This is a genomic window from Thermostichus sp. OS-CIW-33 (genome assembly GCF_054059615.1).
The window spans coordinates 220,222-242,159 of record NZ_JBSSCH010000004.1; the positions used below are offsets into that span (position 1 = coordinate 220,222).

15 protein-coding genes are annotated in these 21,938 nt (G+C 59.3%); 10 read left to right on the plus strand and 5 right to left on the minus strand.

The annotated features are described in order from the left end of the window. Positions 1-139: 139 nt before the first annotated feature. From ACVWZG_RS04750 to radC, 3 genes are read left to right on the plus strand one after another with little or no spacing between them, the layout of a single operon-like run. Entirely contained in the window at positions 140-1,201 is a 1,062-nt protein-coding gene (locus tag ACVWZG_RS04750; protein WP_414387795.1) for a CIA30 family protein, read from the plus strand. Beyond that, positions 1,194-2,921 (plus strand): ArnT family glycosyltransferase, encoded by a 1,728-nt coding sequence (locus tag ACVWZG_RS04755; RefSeq protein WP_457406338.1) that lies wholly within the window; start codon positions 1,194-1,196, stop codon positions 2,919-2,921. The genes ACVWZG_RS04750 and ACVWZG_RS04755 overlap by 8 nt, the downstream gene beginning before the upstream one ends. Before the next feature lie 7 nt (positions 2,922-2,928). Further along, positions 2,929-3,660 carry a RadC family protein gene (gene radC, locus ACVWZG_RS04760; RefSeq protein ID WP_457406340.1) on the plus strand — a complete coding sequence of 244 codons (732 nt, stop codon included), beginning with the start codon at positions 2,929-2,931 and terminating at the stop codon, positions 3,658-3,660. A gap of 128 nt (positions 3,661-3,788) precedes the next feature. Here the strand turns inward: radC and fmt are convergent, their stop codons facing one another. The 3 genes from fmt to ACVWZG_RS04775 form a co-directional block, all read right to left on the minus strand. Further along, positions 3,789-4,757 carry a methionyl-tRNA formyltransferase gene (gene fmt, locus ACVWZG_RS04765; protein WP_457406341.1) on the minus strand — a complete coding sequence of 323 codons (969 nt, stop codon included), beginning with the start codon at positions 4,755-4,757 and terminating at the stop codon, positions 3,789-3,791. Between the two features lie 80 nt (positions 4,758-4,837). Beyond that, positions 4,838-5,566 carry a hypothetical protein gene (locus tag ACVWZG_RS04770; protein ID WP_457406343.1) on the minus strand — a complete coding sequence of 243 codons (729 nt, stop codon included), beginning with the start codon at positions 5,564-5,566 and terminating at the stop codon, positions 4,838-4,840. A gap of 160 nt (positions 5,567-5,726) precedes the next feature. After that, complete coding sequence (locus ACVWZG_RS04775; RefSeq protein WP_457406344.1) at positions 5,727-7,451, minus strand: electron transfer flavoprotein; 1,725 nt, start codon at positions 7,449-7,451, stop codon at positions 5,727-5,729. Between the two features lie 92 nt (positions 7,452-7,543). On the opposite strand from ACVWZG_RS04775, the gene ACVWZG_RS04780 reads away from it, so the two are divergent. The 3 genes from ACVWZG_RS04780 to ACVWZG_RS04790 all read left to right on the plus strand — a co-directional run bounded on the left by ACVWZG_RS04780 (position 7,544) and on the right by ACVWZG_RS04790 (position 12,675). Further along, positions 7,544-8,695 carry an anhydro-N-acetylmuramic acid kinase gene (locus tag ACVWZG_RS04780; RefSeq protein WP_457387649.1) on the plus strand — a complete coding sequence of 384 codons (1,152 nt, stop codon included), beginning with the start codon at positions 7,544-7,546 and terminating at the stop codon, positions 8,693-8,695. 181 nt (positions 8,696-8,876) lie between these two features. Further along, positions 8,877-10,325: a DUF2079 domain-containing protein gene (locus ACVWZG_RS04785; protein ID WP_457406345.1), complete on the plus strand. Its 1,449-nt coding sequence runs from the start codon at positions 8,877-8,879 to the stop codon at positions 10,323-10,325. A 301-nt stretch (positions 10,326-10,626) separates the two neighbouring features. Beyond that, entirely contained in the window at positions 10,627-12,675 is a 2,049-nt protein-coding gene (locus tag ACVWZG_RS04790) for a PhoX family protein (RefSeq protein ID WP_457406348.1), read from the plus strand. A gap of 166 nt (positions 12,676-12,841) precedes the next feature. Here ACVWZG_RS04790 and ilvD read toward each other — a convergent pair whose 3' ends face one another. Further along, on the minus strand, positions 12,842-14,539 hold the full coding sequence (gene ilvD / locus ACVWZG_RS04795; RefSeq protein ID WP_457406359.1) for a dihydroxy-acid dehydratase: 1,698 nt from the start codon (positions 14,537-14,539) through the stop codon (positions 12,842-12,844). Positions 14,540-14,912: 373 nt separating this feature from the next. Here ilvD and fbp point away from each other — a divergent pair, with 373 nt between their 5' ends. The 3 genes from fbp to ACVWZG_RS04810 all read left to right on the plus strand — a co-directional run bounded on the left by fbp (position 14,913) and on the right by ACVWZG_RS04810 (position 18,510). Continuing rightward, positions 14,913-15,911: a class 1 fructose-bisphosphatase gene (gene fbp, locus ACVWZG_RS04800; RefSeq protein WP_011433573.1), complete on the plus strand. Its 999-nt coding sequence runs from the start codon at positions 14,913-14,915 to the stop codon at positions 15,909-15,911. Between the two features lie 37 nt (positions 15,912-15,948). Further along, positions 15,949-17,502 carry a glucose-6-phosphate dehydrogenase gene (gene zwf / locus ACVWZG_RS04805; RefSeq protein WP_414408986.1) on the plus strand — a complete coding sequence of 518 codons (1,554 nt, stop codon included), beginning with the start codon at positions 15,949-15,951 and terminating at the stop codon, positions 17,500-17,502. A 96-nt stretch (positions 17,503-17,598) separates the two neighbouring features. Next, positions 17,599-18,510: a tetratricopeptide repeat protein gene (locus tag ACVWZG_RS04810; RefSeq protein ID WP_457406350.1), complete on the plus strand. Its 912-nt coding sequence runs from the start codon at positions 17,599-17,601 to the stop codon at positions 18,508-18,510. Positions 18,511-18,523: 13 nt separating this feature from the next. Here the strand turns inward: ACVWZG_RS04810 and dxs are convergent, their stop codons facing one another. Then, a complete protein-coding gene (gene dxs / locus ACVWZG_RS04815; RefSeq protein WP_457415268.1) occupies positions 18,524-20,470 on the minus strand; it encodes a 1-deoxy-D-xylulose-5-phosphate synthase in 1,947 nt (648 codons plus the stop codon). Between the two features lie 244 nt (positions 20,471-20,714). On the opposite strand from dxs, the gene cysK reads away from it, so the two are divergent. Then, positions 20,715-21,671, plus strand: coding sequence for a cysteine synthase A (gene cysK, locus ACVWZG_RS04820; protein WP_011433569.1), 957 nt, complete (start codon positions 20,715-20,717; stop codon positions 21,669-21,671). Positions 21,672-21,938 lie beyond the last annotated feature (267 nt).

The window sequence follows — 21,938 nt, forward strand, 5'->3', positions numbered from 1 at the left end:
TGAAGGGGGAAAGCGCTCGGGGGGTATTCCTCAGGGCTTTGCGGGATACCGCCTTCCTGCTCAGAGATAGGCAGGATGCGATCGCTTCTTTCCTGAACCATGTTCAGGAGAGTTCAGCGTGAATGTATCAGGTAGACTCATGCCTTGGGATCTGGGGCGGTTCTGGAACACGCTCACCTACTATGAGGCCCTGCCTTGGGCTGAGGTGTGGCGTCGGGTTCAAAATGGGTTCCAGGCCGTGGAGGATGATTTTGTGCCACCTTCTCTTTCCGAGCCGGTCGCTATCCAGATAGGGGTGGTGGGGGAAGGTTTGCCTGACGGGTTGGCGGAGGCCCTGCGGCAGCAGGGCGTGGAGGTGAGCCATACGCCAGATTGGGCGACAGCAACCGTGATCCTAGGTTTGGGGGATCCACCAACGGCCAAGGCTTATCTGGAGCAATTGCGCAGCAGTGGGCAAACGGAGCGGATGCTGTTCGACTTTCGCCGGCCCAACCCGGATTTGCATCGGTTTTGGGGCATTTTGGACGATGTGGTGATGGGCGGGGCGAGCCAAAGCCAACTGCTCTGGGGAAAGGAGGAGCTGCTGTTCGCAGGCCAGGTTTCCACGGCCAACTTTGGGGGGTTTGTTTCCACGCGCACCCGCAATTGGCAGCCGCCGCTGGACTTGTCGGGGTTTGCCGGTCTGGAGCTGCGCCTGCGAGGGGATGGGCAGCGGTATAAGGTCTTACTGCGGGATCAAGGCGGCTGGGACAGCCCCGCCTACGGCTATGCGTTCGACACTGCGCCGGGAGAAGAGCAGACCGTTCAGATCCCCTTTGCGGAGATGGTTGCCACGTTCCGCGCCCGCCGGGTTTCTGCTCCCCCTCTCAATAGTCGCCAGATCTACTCGCTGCAACTGATGCTAAGCAAGTTCGAGGCCGATGGCAGCCCAAACCCCCGCTTCCGGCCTGGGCCCTTTCAGCTGGCCGTGCGCTGGATCGGGCTGTATCGTCGGGAGCCTCTGCCGCAATTGATCGGGGTGGCGCGGGGATCCCTTGCCCCGGAGTGGATAGCTGCCCTGCAGGGTAGCTCCAGCCGTTGGTGTGGGGTGGAGATTCCGGTAGAGACAGAGGGATCCGCTCTGGCAGCCCAGTTGCTCCGCCTCCTGCGCTCGCCTCAGAGCGTGGGCCGGGTGGTGTCTTCAGAAGCTTTCCATGCCTAGCTTTCTGGGCCGCCTCAAGGGATCCCTGGGGATGGGGCTTTTGGCCGGCCTGTGGCTGTGGGTAGGTCAGGGGATCCCCTATCTGTTCGACTGGGATGAGCTGATCTACGCCAGCTTGGCGCGGCAGATGCTGGCCAGCGGGGATCCGCTCTCGTTGGCGATCAACGGGGAGCCCTTTTTTGAAAAGCCGCCCCTGTTTTTTTGGCTGCAGGCCCTGTCCATGGCTGTTTTGGGGATGAACGAATGGGCGGCGCGGTTGACCAATGCCTGGGTGGGCGGGATCACAGTGGCGCTATTGGTGGGGTGGGGATCCCATCTGCGTGGGGTGGAGTTTGGCTGCCTGTGGGGGATCCTACTGCTGACGGGCTACCTGCCCTTGTTTTTTTACAAAACTGGTCTCATCGACCCGCTACTCAACCTGGGCATGGGTGTGGGGCTGGGATCCCTTTGGGCCGCCGAGGAGGCCTGGCGGGCCGGGTACTCTGGACGCAGGTGGAGAGCGGTGGGGGCGCTGGCCCTGGGCTTGGCAGTGTTGGCCAAAGGGCCGGTGGGGCTGGTGTTGCCCCTGGCTATTTGGATCCTCTACAAGCTCTGGCAACGGGATCCTCCCCTTCGATGGGGGGAGAGCCTGGTTTTCCTCAGCCTAGCTGTGGCTGTTCCCCTCGCTTGGCTGGCGTTGGAGGGGGTGCAACGGGGGCCAGAATGGGTGGAAGAGTTTGGGCGCTACCAATGGCGCATCCTCACCAGCTCAGATGGGCATCCCGGCCCGGTTTATTTTCATCTGCTGGCCTTTGCCTTGGGGTGCTTTCCCTGGGGCGCTCTGGCCTTGGCCGGGATCCTGCAGACGATCCCCAGGAGCGTGGGCTCGGTGGATTTGACTCGGCGGGCAGAATCTCTGCTGTTGGTGGCTTTTGGGGTGGTGCTGGCCTTGTTTTCGCTGCTGGTGCAAACCAAGCTGGTACACTACACCTCGCTGCTGTATCCCATTGGGGCCTACTTTGCTGCCGTGCGCCTGCAGCGGCTGGGGTTAGAAGAGGCCCGGCTCAGCTTTTGGGAAGGTTGCTGGATCCTGCTGAGCGGCTTGTTTTGGCTGGCCCTGTGGCTGGTGCTGCCCTGGCTGGGATCCCAGGACCCCGCTGGGCTAGTCCAAGCATGGGTCTTTGCCGGCATCCCTGACGACTTTTCCAGCAGCTTGGTGCTGGGATACCTGCAGGCTGAGGTGGAGTGGCCGGTGTTGACCTACGTCCCCGCCGCGATCCTGCTGCTGGGAATTCTCCTTTGGAGTCGAGGACGGCGGCGGGCTTGGGGCTGGACAGTTTTGCTCTTGGCCACGGGACTGAGCGCCCAACTGGCCTGGTGCTGGGTCTTCCCCCGCCTGCTGCAACACACCCAGGGGGGAGCCGTCCACTTTTTCCGGCAGTTTGCCACTTCCGAAAACAACGCCCAGCCGGCTCTCTCTGGAACGGTGGGCCTGTACGGCTTTCGCTCTTTTGTACCCTATTTTTATGGCCCGCTGCAGGTTCCCTACGCCGCCAGCCCAGAAGAGCTGGCCGACTGGCAAGCCCAGGGGCAGGCGCCCGACTACCTGGTTACCTGGGATCCCTTTGTAGCTGAACTTACAGCTCCCGAGGGCGAACAGGCAGCTATTCTGGGATCTTGGCGGGTCGTCGAGCGCCGCAGTCCCTTTTGGCTGTTGAAAAAAACCTCTTCTCCTCCCTAGGCCCCAGATGAGCCAGTACGTGCTGCGCATCAGCGATATTCCCGCCCAAGATCGCCCCCGCGAGCGGCTGCTCAGCCAAGGAGCAAGGAACCTCTCCCATGCGGAGCTGCTGGCCATTCTGCTCAACACCGGACAGGGGCCGGGCAAACTCTCAGCAGTCGGCCTAGCCCAGTTGCTCCTGAAAAAGTTAGAAGCCCAAGGGGATCCCTTGGCCCAACTGCGCCAGGTGGAGGCAGGGGAGCTGCTGCAAATTGAAGGCATTGGCCCGGCCAAGGCAGCAACGGTGTTGGCCGCCATCGAGCTGGGGCGACGGGTGTTTTTGGGTCGCCCGCCAGAACGCACGGTGATCGAGTCGCCGGAACAGGCAGCCATGGCCCTGAGCGGCGACCTGATGTGGGAGACCCAGGAGCATTTTGCCGTTTTGCACCTAGATATCAAGCACCGCCTCATTGGCCAGCAGATCGTAACCCGGGGGACAGCCACCGAAACCCTCACCCATCCGCGGGAAACCTTCCGCAGCGCCATCAAGCAAGGAGCCAGCCGCATCCTGGTGGCCCACAACCACCCTTCCGGCAGCTTGGATCCCAGCCCAGAAGATCTTGCCCTTACCCGGCAACTCTTGCAGGCGGGGCAGCTGCTGCAGATCCCGGTTTTGGACCACCTCATCTTGGGCGGCGGACAGTTCCTCAGCTTGCGCCAACGCACCACCCTTTGGCAGGAGTTTCCCCAGCCGGAGTAAGCCTCACCCTCTCCCAGAGGGAGAGGGGAGTAATGCAACGGAAATGTTTCATTCATTACTGTATTCGCCACCATTTATTCGCCACCATTTGGGTTGACCACGCCCAAGGGATCCCTGTGTGTGGGCTCTCAAGAATTGGGCAGCGGCTCAAAGCGCATTCCCACCTTGAGCTGGCCGCCATTGACCAGGTCCCAAGCGGACTGTTCTTTTTTGCCAGGCAGCTGCGCCCGCCGGATCAACAGGGATCCCTCTCCTGTGGCTACGTAGATCCCTTCTCCTCTGGCCAACCCCACCACTTCTCCGGGACTGCCCTGGGGGATTTCAGGGGGTGGCGAGTGCAGTTGGGGAGAGGCGGAGCGGACAATCTTTATCCGCTGTCCCTCTATACCGGTGAAACAGTTGGGGGAAAAGGCGCGAATTTGATTGTGCAAGGCCTGGGCAGGGCGCTGCCAGTCGAGGTGAAAGTCTTGTTTTTTGAGCAAAGGGGCGTAGGTTGCCCGGGATCCATCCTGAGGAATAGGGGTGAGTTCCCCTTTCTCCAATTTCAAGAGCGTTTCCACCAAGAGTTCTGCCCCCAGTTGAGCCAGTTGGAGTGCCAATTCCAGGCTGGTTTGCTCTGGCCCAATGGGTAGCTTGGTCTGGAGCAAGATGGCTCCTGTATCCATTCCCTCATCCATGAGCATCGTGGTTACGCCGGTCTCGGTTTCGCCGTTGGCAATAGCCCACTGGATGGGGGCAGCGCCACGATAGGCGGGCAGGAGGGATCCATGCACATTCACACAGCCCAGCTTGGGCATCTGCAACACCGTCAGGGGCAAGATCTGGCCGTAGGCCACCACCACAAACACATCGGCAGCCAGGGCCTGCAAAGCTGCCAGCACCTCTGCATCCCGCCGCAAGCGGACAGGCTGCCACACAGGGATCCCGTGGGCTTGAGCCAACACTTTGGTAGCGGGCGGGAGCACCTTTTGCCCTCGCCCCTGGGGCCGATCCGGCTGACAGACCAATCCCACCACTTCAAAGGGGGACTGCGGCTGCAACAGGATCTGCAGCGAAGGCAGGGCAAACTCTGGCGTGCCGAAAAAAACAACCCGCATGGCCAACCCCAACGAGCACTGTCCTTCAGAATACGCTCAGCCAGCGGCTGCAAACGCTCGGCTACTTACTATCTCCTCCGTCAACTGACACCCGGAGATTCAGTCTGGGAGGCAGGAGAAGGGGGTGGCGGCTTATCCAGCGGAGAGATTTCTCTCTCTGAGATGGGGGATCGCCCGGTCAAGGGCACCTGCGGGGACTGCCAAAAGGCAGGCTGTTTGAGATCGAACTCTTGGCTCCAGGCCGGGAAAAAAGAGCCCAGTTTCTGCCCAGAAAGCCGCAGCCGTTGCAAAAAAGTCCATTCCAGACGGGTCAAGGCTCGCCGCAGAAAATCCTTAGCCCAAGCCGGATCCGGAGCTTCTGCCGCCTGCAAGTTCACCTGCAAGAGGCCCAGCTTGGGATGGAAATGAACCCGTGCTTGGATCCCTTCTGGACGCAACAGGTAATTCAGTACCTGCTGGATGGCTACCCCATCCCCCCGCTGAGCGCGATACAGAGGGCTGTTGGGGTTGGGCTGGGGCTGGTAGCGCCACTCGCAGTGCCATTCTGGGATCCCTTCATTGGCCAGAAAGCCAAACAGCTCCACCTGACGTTGCCTGTGGGTCAGCGCCATGTGCTCCAATGCCGGCGAGAGGCTCCCCAGCAAAGCATCCGGCTCAGGCAGGGGATCCCCTTCTAGACGCAGCAACAGGCGGTGGCCGGAAAGCCGCGCTTGTACCTGAAGATGGCCCAACCCCAGGGATTCCAGAGCTTCTTGCAGATCGGCCAAAATGGCGGGCAGAGGAGCCTGGACATCCAAAGAATCGCTCACCGACAAAAGATCTCCAACAAGCCCTAACCCAACCTAGCCAATTTCCAAGGTTGCTTGGATCCCTGGGATCGCCGGCCAAGATGGCCAGATCCATTCACCTCAGTTGCTAGACCCCCAGGATCAGGCGAGCTGCAGCGAACTGAGTTAACCTCAGCAACGGCTACAGCCCATAGAAATCCGGCCCGGATCCCTCGTAGCTGGGGTTGACCCGCAAGTTTAAGTGGGGACAGATGATCTCGCAGGTGCGGCACTGGATGCAGTTTTCCAAAGACATGGCATGGGAGCGGATGCCATTTTGGTCGCGGATGTGGTGTACCTCTGCTGTGCAGTCGGCAACGCAGGGGGTGGGGCGATTCAGCTTGTCGTAGGTGGCGATGCACCGGCGGCAGGTTTCGGCGTCGAACTCCAGGATGTGACGGTTACCCTCGGGGTAGCGGGGATCCGCGAAAAAAACCGCATCGGGCCGCGAGAAATAGCCCGGTCGAGAGGCCAATTCCTGGGGAGCCAAGGTTGTGGGGGCCACAAAATCCGCTTGAATGGCAGCGTGGGGGGCCACATAGCCTCGCGGGGGTGGCTCGCTGGGGCTGACCCGCCCGGTGAGCAGGGTGTAGGCGCGCAGAGTTTCTCGTCCGCGGCGAACGGGATCCTGTAAACCCCAGCGCAGGGATCCCAGCCAGGGATGGCCGGCATCGACGCTGCGGCACACCTGAGGCAAGTATTCTTCCAGCAAGCGGGAGTTTTCCAAAAAAGCCTCGCGGAAGTAGCGGCTGCGGTAGAGGTTTTGCCCCACTGCACTTTCCATCACCGCCTTTTGGTAGTCGGTTTGGATGCGCAGATCCCCTTTCAAGAAGCCATCGTGAATGAGGCCCGCCGCCAGATAGCCGGTTTCCATCGCGTTATCCACCCCGGCCAAGCTACCCACATCCAACACCCCCAGCGCATCCCCCAACAGCAGGGCTCCCTCAACGCCAAACCGGGTGGGCAGGCTGTGGTAGCCCCCTTCGGGAATCACGGCAGCCCCGTACTTGAGCAACTTGCCGCCGGCAATCAGGGACTGGATCCAGGGGTGAGCCTTGAACTCCTGCAGACGCTGCTGGGGGTTAAGGTTGGGGTTCCTGCTGTCGAGGCCGATGATCAGACCTAAGGCCAGGCGATTGTCTTTGAGGCCATAGACAAAGCCCCCGCTGAAGCTGCCATCCAAAACCGGGTAGCCCAAGGTATGCCACACCTGCCCCTGCCGGGACTGGGGGATCTGCCACACCTCTTTGACCCCCACCGACCACAGTTGCGGGTTGGGGCGCAGTTGAAACTTCTCGATGAGATCTTTGGAAATGAAGCCTTTGTCGCCGAAACAGGTGAGTTCGGCAAAGATGCAATCTTCGTACACTTGGCCGGAATCGCTCGCCCGCACCCCGATCACCCGCTCCCCGTCGTAGAGGATTTCATGGGCGGCAAAGCCAGGGAACACATCCAGGGTAACGTTCGGGATCCCTTTGGCTTTTTCCTGCAGGGTTTCGGCCAGCCAACGGATGACGTGGCTGAGGGTGAGAATGAACTGCCCCTGCTTGCGAAATCCCGGCGGGATCACCGCTTCCGGCAGATCCCAGCGCTGTTGGGATCCCAGCACGCTCAAGTGATTGGCTTCCACCCGGCCTTCGTGGGGAAATCCTTGGCTTTCAAAATCGGGGAAGAGCTTGGCGATCACTTGGAGGTTGCAGATGGCGCCACTGACGATGTGACCGCCGAATTGGCGGGCTTTTTCCAAAATGGCGATGGAGATTCTTAGCCCGGATAGCTTGGCCAAATCCAAAAGGCGATGGGCCAAGATCAAGTTGGAGGAACTCCCCCCCACCAACAGAAGGTCGTAGCGGATGGCTTCACTCATCCTCTCCACGCGGTAGCTCCGGATACGCTGCCTGTATCTTAAAAAGGGGAGGGGAGAAAGAGGGCAAAACTTTAGACCTTCTCAAGCCTCTGGTGCGAGCCCCCAGCAAGATGATCGTCGTCGGCCTAATGTCGGGCACTTCGGTAGACGGGATCGATGTAGCCATCGTCCACCTGGAGGGTGACGATCCCCTACAGTGGGAGTTAATGCATTTCCAGACGATCCCCTATTCCCCAACGCTGCGGGCAGAGATTTTGCGGGCTGCGGATCCCAAAACCGGCACGGTAGATCACATCTGCACCTTGAACTTTCGCTTGGGTCGAGCTTTTGCGGCAGCGGCCTTGCAAGGGATCCAGGCGGCCCATCTTACCCCCCAACAGATCGATCTCATCGGCAGCCATGGCCAAACCCTTTGGCATAACCCCAGTGGGCCAGAAGCTTCGACTTTGCAAATCGGTGAAGCTGCGGTGATTGCCGAGCTGACCGGGATCCCGGTGGTGAGCAATTTTCGGGCGCGGGACATGGCAGCAGGAGGCCAAGGCGCACCTTTGGTAGCTTTTGTGGACTGGCTTCTGTTGAGGCATCCCCACCTTCATCGTGTGGCCCAGAACATCGGCGGTATTGCCAACCTTACCTATCTCCCCAGCCTCTACAGTGGGGGATCCCCCTTGGCTTTCGACACCGGCCCCGGCAATGTTTTGATTGATTTGGCGGTGATGCGGGCCAGCCAAGGACAACAAGCCTTTGATCGCGATGGAAAATGGGCTGCCCAAGGCCAAGTCCACTGGGAAAAAGTTGCAGAATGGATGCGGGATCCCTATTTTCAAAAGGCACCGCCCAAAACCACTGGTCGGGAGTATTTTGGATCCCTTTATTTGGAGCAAATTTGGACCCAATTTATATCTGCTCACGACTGTATTGCCACCCTCACAGGGTTCACAGCCTGCTCCATTGCCCAAGCCTATAGGGACTTTTTGCCCGCGACCCCAGATCAAGTTATTCTCAGCGGTGGCGGCACCCAAAACCCTGTTCTCATGCAACTGCTGCAGGAGCAACTGCCGACCACAACCCTGTTGACTTCCGACCAAGTGGGGATCCCTTCTAAGGCCAAAGAGGCCCTTGCCTTCGCGGTATTGGCCTATAAAACCTGGCAAGGTAAGACCAACAATTTACCGGAAGCAACTGGGGCAAGACATGCTGCCATCTTGGGCCAAATCACACCCTCTTGTCGTAACCAGTCCTAACTCATCCGTATCGTTATCTCCAACAAGCTTGAGCCATTCCTCATACTCCCGAGGAAAGAGAAATGTCCGGAATTGCGGCGGAGCCTCTGCCGAATCCAGATCTCGCTAGGATGTCACGCAAGGCTGAGAAAAGCGATAAAGTTACCTTGCCAAGATCTATAAATCAAAAGCCCTAGTTCTTATGAAGGATCGTCCTCTGCCTCCACTTCTGCTGGCAATCATGATTTTTAATTTCTTCATTCTCTTTGGCTGTAGTGTTGTCCGGCATCACCTGTTTCAGTCTGGAGGATATGATCTTGGCATCTTCGACCAATCCATCTATCTAATCAGTCGGGGAGAGGTTCCGTTTTCGACCATTCGAGGGATCCACATCTTGGGAGACCACGCAGCCTTTATTCTCTATCCCATCAGCTTTTTGTACCGCATTGTCCCCTCGGTCTATTGGCTGTTTGGGCTCCAATCCCTGGCGTTAACCTTGGGAGCATTGGCTATTTATTACCTTGCACTTCAGGCCAAGGTCGATCCCAGCCAAGTGATGGTGATTGCCACAGCCTATCTTCTCTATCCGGCCATTTTTAACGCCAACCTTTTTGATTTTCATCCAGAGGTTTTGGCCGTTCCCCTTTTCTTGGCGGCTGTGCTCTGCATTCGCTCTGGAAAATTGTGGGGGTTCCTTCTCTGTTTGAGCGGCATCCTCGGCTGTAAAGCAGTGTTGTCTCTCAATGTTGTCGCCCTGGGAGCCTGGCTGTTGCTTTGGGAAAGAGGACGAATTCAAGAACGCTGGCAATGGCGCTGCCAAGTGGGCGGCTGGACGGCAATTGCAGCAGGATCAGCTTGGTTTGGGATAGCCACTTTTGGGGTCATTCCTCACTTCAGCGGCAGCGAGCCGGCAGCAGTTTCCCACTATGGCTATCTGGGCGATTCTGTTGTGGAAATTATTCAAAGTTTAATCTTGAGGCCGATGTTGGTTTTGAGCAAAGTCTTCTCTCTGGACACCCTGTTTTATGGATTTTTATTGGTTGCGCCTTTGGCTTGGGGCCTCTCTTGGCGACACTGGGATCCTTGGATCCCTGCCCTGCCTACCCTGGGCTTGAATATACTCTCCAGCAATCCTGCCTATCGGGATCTGGTACATCAATACGCTTTGCCTATCGTTCCTTTCTTGTTCTTGGCCGTCATCGAGAATGTGAAAAACCATCCCTTGCAGAGCCATTTTATAAAAGATAGAAAATTGCCTCTGATCTGGTCTGCGCTGGCCTTTTTGGCCTTGGGGAAATACACCTTTTTTGGCTCGATTTATCTCAGCTCCCTGGACACTTGGCAGGCAACCCGACAGGCTCTTGCCCAGATCACCACCCAAGGGGGCGTCCTCACCACCCACGAGATCAGCCCTCACCTCACCCAGCGACCTGTAATCTACTTTACAGACGAGGGCCGCTTCAATGGATCCCCGCCCTCTCAGTGGGATCCCTTTGATTATGTGTTGCTCAACACCCGTCATCCGGGGTGGCGCAGCAGTCCAGAGTTTTCCCGTGTCCTGATTGAAGCTTTACAGAAGGAAACTCAATTCCAGCTTCTGTACCACCAAGATGGGGTGTATTTGTTCTCTAGGTTACGAAAAGACCTCTAAGAATCGCATAAGAATCGCAATTCTAAGGACTGCAGACTACTTTATTGGCACTTGATCTAATTGACTTAAACCAAGTCTTCTTCTCGTTGCAACAAATGATTAAGAAACTGCTGCTTCAATCTAAAGAAATTGTTTACACTTGCAAGGCTTAATCTGAGCTTAGTCTTCTCTTAACTTCAAGCCACTAACTCTGTAGTGCCTATCCTCATGCGCGAATAGAGTAGCGCAGGGGTTAGGTGCTGTTTTATAAGACTCGTCAAGTTTCTAAACAAAACTTGTCAGGACAAGAGGAGAAGTCAACATGAGTATCCATTCGCATGGCCCTAAGCTTCGTCCTGGGGACGAGCCTATGTGTAACCACTCTCCCAACCCCACTTTCAGCAGCATCCTGGAGAGCCGTTTGCAGCGGCGTCAAGTGTTGCAGGGGGGAATTGCTGCAGCGGTGGCCACCTTTTTTGGCTTGCCTGCGCTGAACGGTGCTTCCAAATCGGCAAAAGCCGCCAGTGGCAGTGCTTTGCTGGGCTTCAAGGCAATTCCTGTGAGCGCGGAAGACAAACTGGTGGTGCCCGAAGGCTACACTGCCCGACCGCTGCTGGCTTGGGGTACTCCCATCACCGGCACCTATCCACAGTTCAAGCTGGAAAACACCGGTGCCGAGCAGGGAATGCAGGTGGGCAGCCACCACGATGGCATGCACTTCTTCCCCATCGAAGGGAAGGATCCCTGGCAGGGCAGCTCCACCGAGGGTTTGCTGGTGTTTAACCACGAGTACGTTGAGCCTCGGTTTATGCATGCTGCGGCTGTGGGCCAAAAGCTGGCTTCCGACCTGTATCCCACCAATCCTGACGGCAGCCGCGATCCCGATCAGGTGCTGAAAGAGCTGAATGGCCACAGGGTGAGCATTGTCCACATCAAGCAGCAGGGAGACGGCAGTTGGGAAGTGGTGCGGGATCGCCTCAACCGCCGCATCACCGGTCTTACCCTCATGGAGATCCACGGCCCGGTGCGGGGATCCGACTTCGTGAAAACCAAGTTCAGCCCTGAAGGCACAATGACCCGGGGTACTTTGAACAACTGCGCCCACGGCGTCACTCCCTGGAATACCTACCTCACCTGTGAGGAGAACTGGGCTGGCTACTTCAGCAACACCAGCAAAGGCCCCGACCAAAAGCCCAACCTGCCCCGGGAGCACAAGCGCTACGGCGTGAGCACCGAGACTTCTCGCTACGGCTGGGAGCTGGCCAGCAACAAGGCAGACGAGTTCATCCGCTTCAATGCCACCCCCACCGCTGCGGATGCCACTCAAGACTACCGCAATGAGCCCAACACTTTTGGCTGGGTGGTGGAGATCGATCCCTTTGATCCCAGCAGCACTCCCAAGAAGCGCACCGCTCTGGGCCGCTTCGCCCACGAAGGCGTGGTGTTCCAGCCGCCGGTGGAAGGCCAGCCGATTGTGGCCTACATGGGGGACGATGCCCGCTTTGAGTACATCTATAAGTACGTCTCTGCCGAGCCCTACCGCAAGGAAACGGCGGGCGGACATCTGTTGGACAATGGCACCTTGTATGTGGCCAAGTTCAACGAAGATGGCACAGGGGAGTGGCTGCCGCTGGTGTTTGGGAAAAACGGTCTAACCCCGGAAAACGGCTTCACCAGCCAAGCAGATGTGTTGGTGAATACCCGCACGGCGGCGGATTTTGTCGGCGCCACCAAGATGGATCGGCCCGAGTGGGGAGCGGTGGATCCGCAAACCCGCATGGTCTACTTCACCCTGACCAACAACAGCCGTCGGGAACAAGACCAGGTGAACGCTGCCAACCCCCGTCCCAAAAACAAGTGGGGTCACATCATCCGTTGGAAGGAAGCCAACGACCGGCCTCAAGCCACCCGCTTTGAGTGGGATCTCTTTGTCTTGGCCGGGCCGCCGGAAGATAGCCGCAAGCTATCGGGCCAGCCCCTCAATGAAGACAACATCTTCAACTCTCCCGATGGTCTGTGGTTCGATGCCAGCCGTCGCCTCTGGATCCAGACCGACACCAGCGACAGCAATCTCAACCAAGGGGAGTTTGCGCCTTTTGGCAACAACCAAATGTTGGCTGCCGATCCGGATACAGGGGAAATTCGCCGCTTTTTAACCGGGCCGATTGGGCAGGAGATCACCGGTGTGGTCACCACTCCCGATCAGCGCACCATGTTCATCAACGTGCAACATCCGGGAGCCAGCACCAGCGAGGACGACTTTGCTGCCGGCAAGATCCTCTCCCGCTGGCCCGACTACGACCCCAATCTCTACCCCCGCTCGGCGGTGGTGGTGATCACCAAAAATGACGGCGGGATCATCGGTACCTAGTTGTCTCTGAGGCCGTCAGCCCATAAAACCCAGCGGCAGGGATCCTTCATCTCTGCCGCTTTCTTGCACTTAACCCAGCAAGGCTGATCCCTGCAGGGTCAGGAATCTGGAGCTATCTCTCAAGTACCAATTCTCCCTCTGGGAGACGAGCCGGGGGTGAGGGAAATTAATCCCACAGGTTTAAATCCGTCACTGCCCCCAGGCTGCTGCTGGAGACCAGCTTGGCGTACTTGGCTAGGGTGCCCCGTTTGTAGCGAGGCTCAGGAGGAGACCAGCGGGCGCGGCGGCGGGCCAGCTCTTCTTCGCTCACATGCAAGTGCAACTGGCGAGCCGGGGCATCAATGGTGATGAGATCCCCTTCCTCCACCAGGGCAATCGTGCCCCCCACATAGGCTTCGGGAGCCACATGGCCCACTACCATGCCGTAGGTGCCGCCGGAGAAGCGGCCATCGGTGATCAGGCCAACGCTATCCCCCAAGCCGGCGCCGATGATGGCCGAAGTGGGCGAGAGCATCTCCCGCATGCCGGGGCCACCTTTGGGGCCTTCGTAGCGGATCACCACCACATCCCCTGCTCGGATCTGGCCGGAGAGGATGGCCTGCAGGCAGGACTCCTCTGAATCGAAGACCCGCGCCGGCCCGGTAATTTTCGGGTTCTTGACGCCGGTAATCTTGGCTACTGCTCCTTCGGGAGCCAGATTCCCCTTGAGGATGGCCAGATGCCCTTGGGGATACAGGGGGCTGTGCCAAGGGCGGATCACCTCCTGATCCGGGCTAGGCTCGTCCGGCACATCCCGCAGGACTTCGACGATGGTCTGGCCGGAGATGGTGAGGCAGTCCCCGTGCAGCAGGCCGTGGTTGAGCAGCATTTTCATCACCTGGGGGATCCCGCCGGCCCGGTGCAGGTCGGTGGCCACAAACCGCCCTGAAGGCTTGAGATCGCAGAGGACAGGCACGCGAGCACGAATGGTCTCGAAATCATCTAGCGTCAGGGGCACTTCTGCCGCATGGGCAATGGCCAGAAAGTGGAGCACGGCGTTGGTGGATCCCCCTACGGCCATGATCACCGAGATGGCATTTTCAATGCTTTTACGGGTGATGATGTCGCGGGGGCGGATGTTGGCCTTGATGGCCTCTGCCAAAACCTTGGCCGATTGGGCGGCACTTTCGGCTTTCTCTTCGTCTTCTGCAGCCATGGTGGAGGAGTAGGGCAGACTCATCCCCATAGCCTCAAACGCGCTGGACATGGTGTTGGCCGTGTACATGCCGCCGCAGGATCCGGCACCGGGACAGGCATGGCGCTCCACCGCCAGCAGCTCTTCCTCGGAGATGCGCCCGGCACTGAACTCCCCCACCGCTTCAAAGGCGCTGACGATGGTGAGGTCGCGGCCATTGTAGTGACCCGGCTTGATGGTGCCGCCGTAGACGAAGATGGAGGGCACATTGAGGCGGGCCATGGCGATCATCGCCCCCGGCATGTTCTTGTCGCAGCCGCCGATGGCCAAGAGGCCATCCATGCTCTGGCCGTTGACCACCGTCTCGATGGAATCGGCAATCACTTCCCGCGACACCAGCGAGTATTTCATCCCCTCCGTGCCCATGGAAATGCCATCGCTGATGGTGATGGTGCCGAACACCTGGGGCATACAGCCCGCCGTTCTCAAAGCCGCCTCCGCCCGCTCCGCCAGAGTTTGGATCCCCATGTTGCAGGGGGTGAGGGTGCTGTGGGCGTTGGCAATGCCGACGATGGGCTTGCCGAAATCTTCGTCGCGAAAGCCCACGGCTCTGAGCATGGCGCGGTTGGGGGAGCGCTGTACCCCTTGGGTGACCACTTGGCTGCGCAGTGGGAGCGGAGAATTGGCCATCATTGCCAGAGGGAATCGAGAGGAAGTGGGCAAGGAAGAAAACGGCTAGAACTCATCCTACCGCCTCTCTTCGGGGGAACACTAGCTCTGCCGGCAAGAGGGATCCAAACCAAATCTGAAGCAACTCTGTAAGTTGTCTGCACCTGCGCCAGGAATCGGCCAGCCTACCTAGTAGAAGGGATCCCAGGTTCCAATCGCCCTGGCAAGACCGAGTCCTTGCACTCCGGGTCAAGACGCAGGGGTCGGGGATCCCTTGTATGGGTGTTTTTCTTTCGTGTTGGCGAAGCCTCGTATGGTTCTCAGCTCTCCTCTCCCCTCGCCTGCAGTGCCCAGCAGTGCCGACCGCGTTAGCGGGACGGAGTCCTCACGGGAGATGTTGCGGGATGTGCTCACCCTCTCCCGTCATGTTTTACAGCAGTTTGGCAGTTTTACGGCAGAGGCCCAAGACTTCAGCGCCCTGATGAACCGCATTGCCCTGGCCGGCAAGATGATCGCCCGGCGGCTGAGTCAGGCAGGACTGATCGAAGGGGCGCTGGGGGTTACCGGCAGCCTCAATGTCCAAGGGGAAGAACAGCAACAGATGGATGACTATGCCAACCGGGCCTTCATTCGCGCTTTGGAGCAAACGGGCCTGGTGTGTCGGCTGGTCTCGGAAGAGATGAAAACCCCGGCTCGCCTGCCGGAAAACTGCTCCCTCAGCCGCCTGGCCCTGATGATCGATCCCCTGGATGGATCCTCCAACATTGACGCCAACCTCAGCGTCGGCTCCATCTTCTCCGTCCTTCACCCTCTTGAGGATCGCCCGGAGGCGGACAACCAAGACCTGCTGCAACCGGGCCGTCGCCAACTGGCTGCGGGATATATTCTCTACGGCCCCAGCACCCAATTGGTCTATTCCGTCGGCAAGGGGGTACACGGTTTTACGTTGGATCCCAGCTTGGGGGAATTTATCCTCTCCCGCAGCGACATCCGCATTCCTGAACGCGGCTCCGTCTACAGCCTCAACGAGGGCTATTTTTGCCAGTGGAGCGAAGGGATCCAGAACTATGTCCGGTATGTTCACCGCCGCGATGGCTACATCTCCCGTTACAGCGGCGCTCTGGTGGCGGATTTTCACCGCATTCTCCTGCAGGGCGGAGTTTACCTCTATCCCGGCACCCAGAAAAAACCGGAGGGCAAGCTGCGCCTGATGTACGAGGCCAACCCCCTGGCTTTTCTGGCCGAGCAGGCGGGCGGGGCGGCCACCACCGGCACCGAGGCCATCCTGGATATCGTTCCCCAATCCCTCCACCAACGGGTGCCCCTCATCATCGGCAGCCGTGAGAACGTGGAAGAAGTGCTGCGCTGCCTAGAGGGTTCTCTGGTGCCCTAGGTTCTTCCCAATCCTTCTCTTTGAGCCAAGCTGGCCTATGGTAACCCTGGCAGAAAACCCCCTTCGCGTTGGTCTCAACCAAGAACGCACTCCGGATCCCTGCATTGTGGTGCAGTTTGGCGCTTCTGGGGATCTGGCCGCCCGCAAGCTGCTCCCGGCCTACTACCGGCTGTTTGGGCAGCGGCGGCTGCCGCCGGAGTTTACTTTGGTGGGGGTGGCCCGCCGCGATTGGACTCACGAGGTTTATCGGGAAAAGATGCGGGCTGCCGTGCAGGAGTTTGCCCCCCAGGACTTGGGGCCGGAGGCCCTCTGGCAGGACTTCGCCAGCCGCCTGTTCTATTGCCGCCTCGATATCGGAGATGCTGAGAGCTATCTGCGCCTAAAGCAGCTGCTCAGCCAGCTGGACGAAGAGCGGGGCACCCGCGGCAACCGAGTGTTCTATCTGGCGGTGGCGCCGGACTTCTATGCCCAGGCCATCCAACAGCTGGGGGCAGCTGGCATGGTGGCCGATCCGACCAAAACGCGGGTGGTGATCGAAAAGCCCTTTGGCCACGACCTCACCTCGGCCCAGGAACTCAACCGCCTTGTGCAGCGAATTTGCCAGGAAGAGCAGATCTACCGCATTGATCACTACTTGGGCAAAGAGACGGTGCAAAACCTGCTGGTCTTCCGCTTTGCCAACGCCATTTTCGAGCCTCTCTGGAACCGCAACTACATCGACCATGTGCAGATCACCGTGGCGGAGACGGTGGGGGTGGAGGATCGGGCCGGCTACTACGACACTGCCGGCGCCCTGCGAGACATGGTGCAAAACCACCTAATGCAGATCTATTGCCTGACGGCCATGGAGCCACCTGTCTCACTGCGCAGCGATGGGGTGCGCAACGAAAAGACCAAGGTGCTGCAGGCCACCCGCCTAGCGGATCCCCGCAATGTGGCAGCCGCAGCGGTGCGGGCGCAGTACGGCCCTGGCTGGATTGCCGGCAAGCCGGTGCTGGGCTATCGGCAGGAGCCCAATGTCAATCCCCAGTCCAAAACCCCCACCTACGTCGCTCTGAAACTGGAGTGTGATACTTGGCGGTGGAAGGGGGTGCCCTTCTACTTGCGCACTGGGAAACGCCTGCCCAAGAAGGTTTCGGAGGTGGCCATTCACTTTAAGCAGGTGCCCCTTTCCCTGTTCCAATCGGCAGCTCGGGAGGTGAGTCCCAACATCCTGGTGCTGCGCATCCAGCCCAACGAGGGCATCTCCTTGCGTTTTGAGGCCAAGATGCCCGGGCCGGAGATCCGCACCCGCTCGGTGGATATGGATTTCCGCTATGGGACTGCCTTTGGAGCGAGTACACCGGATGCTTATGATCGCCTGCTCCTGGATTGTCTGTTGGGAGATCCAACGCTGTTCACCCGTGCCGACGAGGTCGAAGCGGCTTGGCGGGTGGTGACGCCGGTGTTATCGGCCTGGGAATCGGAGCCCGGCAGCGGCAATGGCGGCAGTGCTGCACCGCCTCTGTTCACCTATGAGGCCGGCACCTGGGGGCCGAAGGCTGCCGAAGATTTGCTCACCCAATCGGGGCGGCGGTGGCGACGCCTCTGATTTGGCCGATGGCAGTTGCAGAGGAGAACACTGAGAAGTAGGGATCCCCGGCTGTTGCAGCTAACATGGGCATGGCCTGTTTATTGCGTGGGTATCATGCCGCCACTGTTGTTCCGGTTATCCGTCCGGCCCTGGCGAGCCTTGTCGGTGGGCCTGGCAGTTGTGTTGGGGATGGGAGGGTGGAGCTCTGCCCAGGCCCAGGTGTTGCTGCACGTCCCTCTGCCCAATGGGGGCTTGATGCAGGCCCAAGCGCTACAACTGGCCACCGACTCGCTGCGGCTGGCCCAGTTTGGTCAAACGGAAGAAGCGCTGCGCCGCCTGCAACTGGCCGTGGCCATGGTGCCCAACTCCTCAGAGCTGCTCTATGTTTTGGGCAACGTCCACCTAGAACTGGGGGACTTGGAGCAGGCGATTGCCTCGTTGCAGAAGGCCCGCGCCCTGTCTCCTCAAGATGGGGCTGTTCTCTACTCGCTGGGATCGGCTTATTTGCGGCAGGGCAGCTACTTTGCCGCTGCTGAAACCCTGGAACGAGCTGTGGCCCTGCAACCGGATAACCCCAACGCTCGCTTCCAACTGGGCAATGCCTACCTCATGCTGGATCGGTGGGATGCGGCCCGGCAGGAATATGAGAAGACCTTGGAGTTGGATCCCGCCTACTGGCCGGCCATGAACAACATGGGCTTGGTGGACTATGAGCAGGGGGATCTGGACGCCGCCATCGATCGCTGGGAACGCACGATAGAGATGAACAATGCCGTAGCAGAGCCCTATTTGGCCCTGGCGACTGCCCTCTACATTCGGGGAGAAACCGAACGGGCTGAGGAACTGGGGGCAAAGGCCATGCGCTTGGATCCCAACTACGCCCGCCTGCAGGTGTTGCGGGAGAACCTGTGGCGAGAAAACCTGCTGCGAGATGTGCAGATCCTCCTGCGTACCAGACCTGTTGCAGAAGCTCTGCAGCAAGCCGCTATCGAGCAGTTCAACCGGCGGATGGGCCTCTCAGAATAGATTCAGGATAGATTTAGGAATTGACAGTGGGAAGTTCTGCAGGGGATCCCTTGAGAACTCGTGCCTGAAACTTGGCCCGAATCCGCTCGGCAATCCCGGCGCTGTTCAAGCCCAGTTCTGCCAAGGATTCCTCGGGAGTGGCGTGCTCCACCCACACATCCGGCACTCCCAGGCGCAACAAAGGCACTGTCAGGTCGGCGTCGAGCAGGGCTTCGGCCACTGCCGAGCCAAACCCACCCATGAGGCAACCTTCTTCCACCGTCACCACCAAGCGGCTCTGTTCGGCCAAAGGCAGGATCAGCTCGGTATCCAGAGGCTTGGCGAAGCGGGCATTGACCACCGTGGCTGAGATGCCGTGTTCTTTCAAGATCTCCGCCGCCTGCAGGCTGGGATGCACCATCGACCCATAGGCCAGGATCAGCACCTCGCCGCCGCTGCGCAACACCTCGGCTTTGCCGATGGGCAGGGGTTCCCACCCCTCTTCTGCCAGAGGCACCCCCACGCCAGATCCGCGCGGGTAACGCATGGCGATGGGGCCCTGGGTGTACTGGATCCCGGTCACCACCATGCGCTGTAGCTCCGCTTCATCTTTGGGAGCCATTAGCACCATTTCCGGAATGCAGCGCAGATAGGCGATGTCGTACATGCCTTGGTGGGTGGGGCCATCGGCTCCCACAACTCCCGCCCGATCCAAGCAAAAGAAGACCGGCAACTTTTGGATACAGACATCGTGGATGATCTGGTCGTAGGCCCGCTGCAAGAAGGTGGAATAAATGGCCACCACTGGCCGCATTCCCTCACAGGCCATGCCAGCCGCCAACGTTACAGCGTGCTGCTCGGCGATCCCCACATCCACAAACTGATCCGGCAGCTTTTCCTTGAGCTTATCCAGGCCAGTGCCCGTATCCATAGCGGCGGTGATGCCGATGATGCGGGGATCCCGCTCGGCCAGCTTGCAGAGGGCATGGCCAAAGACCTTGCTGTAGCTGGGGGGCTTGGGCTTGGTGGGCGGGTAGGGCTTGCCGGTGGCCAGGTCGAAGCGGGATTGGGCATGATACCCCACCTGTTCCGCTTCGGCAGGCGGGTAGCCCTTGCCTTTGACGGTAGCTACATGCACCAGTACCGGGCCGGAGATGCCGTGGGCCAACTCAAAGGCATCCAACAACTCCGCCAGGTTGTGCCCGTCCACCGGCCCCACGTAGGTAAAGCCCAGCTCCTCAAAGATAATGCCGGCTTTGTTGTTTTGCACAGCGGTAACCAGCTTCACCGTTTCCTTGAGGCGGTCAATTTCCGGGCTGAGGCTGGATCCCAGTAGGGGCAGGTTCTTCAGTTGCTCTTCTAGGCTGTCGGCCAAAAACTGCACCGGCGGGCTGAGGCGCAGGCGGTTTAAATAGCGAGGGATCGCCCCCACATTGGGGGAAATAGACATGCCGTTGTCGTTGAGCACCACCATTAGGTTGGTCTTGGGCAGGTGCCCGGCGTGGTTGATGGCTTCATAGGCCATGCCTCCGGTCAGGGCACCATCCCCAATGATGGCCACCACCTTGAAGTTGTCTCCCCGCCGATCCCGAGCGATGGCCATGCCCAAAGCTGCCGAGATGCTGGTGGAAGCGTGCCCCGCCCCAAAGTGATCGAAGCGGCTCTCGCTGCGCTTCAGGTAGCCGGAAATCCCCCCCTTCTGGCGCAATGTGTGGAAATTGTGGTACCTGCCGGTGAGCATTTTGTGGGCATAAGCCTGGTGCCCCACATCCCAGATCACCTTGTCTCGATCCAGATCGAGGGTCTTGTAGAGGGCCAAGGTCAGCTCCACCACCCCCAGCCCTGGCCCCAGATGACAGCCGACCGGGGAATTGGCAGCCGTCTGCAGATGTTTGTCGCGAATCTGGCGGGCTAGGCTGCGCAACTGGCTCAGGTTCAGGTTTCGGAGCTCGTTGGGATGAGTGATGTCACTCAGGTGCATAATGGACTCGTCCTTCCGGTGTGATCTCACTCTAATTCATTTTCAGGAGGGGTTTTGTAGCCCTCCCTCTCAAAACTTCAAGGAATGCAGGGATCCCCCTTAATGCTGGGCCAAGGGCAGTGAGATCTTGAAAGGGGCACGCCAAGGAGCTTATTCAAGGGTTAGCCTCGCGTAAGGCCCTCGGTTGCTCCGGAGTTAAGGGCTAGGGCCCACTGCCGCGATGGTTTCTTCCTTTTTGTTAGCCATGAAAATCGCCGCCAACATCACCCAGCTCATCGGTCGCACCCCGCTGGTGCGGTTGAATCGGATCCCGCAATCGGAGGGGTGCCTGGCCGAGATCGTGGTGAAATTGGAGAGCTTTAACCCTGCCGCTTCGGTGAAAGACCGCATTGCCGTCAGCATGATCGAGGCTGCCGAACAGGCCGGTTTGATCACCCCCGGCAAGACCATCTTGGTGGAGCCCACCTCTGGCAATACCGGCATTGGCCTGGCCATGGCCGCTGCTGCCAAGGGTTACCGGCTCATCATCGTCATGCCTGAGAGCATGAGCCTGGAGCGGCGACTGCTGTTGAAAGCCTACGGAGCAGAGGTGCACCTGGCCAGTAGCGCCGGCGGCATGGGGGAAGCCATCTGGAAGGCTGAAGAGATCGTCCGCCGCACTCCCAACGCTTACATGTTGGGCCAGTTCACCAATCCCGCCAACCCCCGGATCCATGCCAGAACCACCGGCCCGGAAATTTGGGAAGATACCGATGGTCAAGTGGATATCCTGGTGGCAGGGGTAGGTACCGGCGGCACCATCACGGGGGCGGGCGAGTTTTTGAAGGGGAAAAACCCAGCCATTCGACTGGTGGCCGTTGAACCCAAGGCCAGTGCCGTCTTGAGTGGTGGACGGCCCGGCTTTCATCGCATTGAAGGGATCGGAGCGGGATTCGTGCCTGATGTGCTGCGGCGCGACCTGCTGGATGAGGTGATCCCAGTGGAAGATGAAGAGAGCATGGTCTACAGCCGGCGCCTGGCCAAAGAAGAAGGGATCCTCTCCGGCATTTCCACTGGGGCTGCCTTGGCGGGAGCCATCCAGGTGGGGCGGCGACCGGAAAACGCTGGCAAGCGGATTGTAATGATCCAGCCTAGTTTTGGGGAACGCTACCTGAGCACACCTCTTTTTCGCGACTTGGAGCGGGATTCCGATTCGAGATGACGATGATGCTGAGACTGCTGCCCTACAGGTCGCCCTGGCCCAGAGGGCGAGCTAGCATGGGTGAGAGTGACGTGGCGGAACGGCAGACGCGCTAGACTTAGGATCTAGTGCCGCAAGGCGTAAGGGTTCAAGTCCCTTCGTCCGCATGAGAATCCCCTACTTCCCCAGCCCCTTTCCCCCAAGAGGGCAGAAGTTCCCCCGGTCAACAGCAATGCTGACTGCCTTACGGTCGCTCGCCAGCAAGCCTAGGAGAGCCAAGGTGACAAA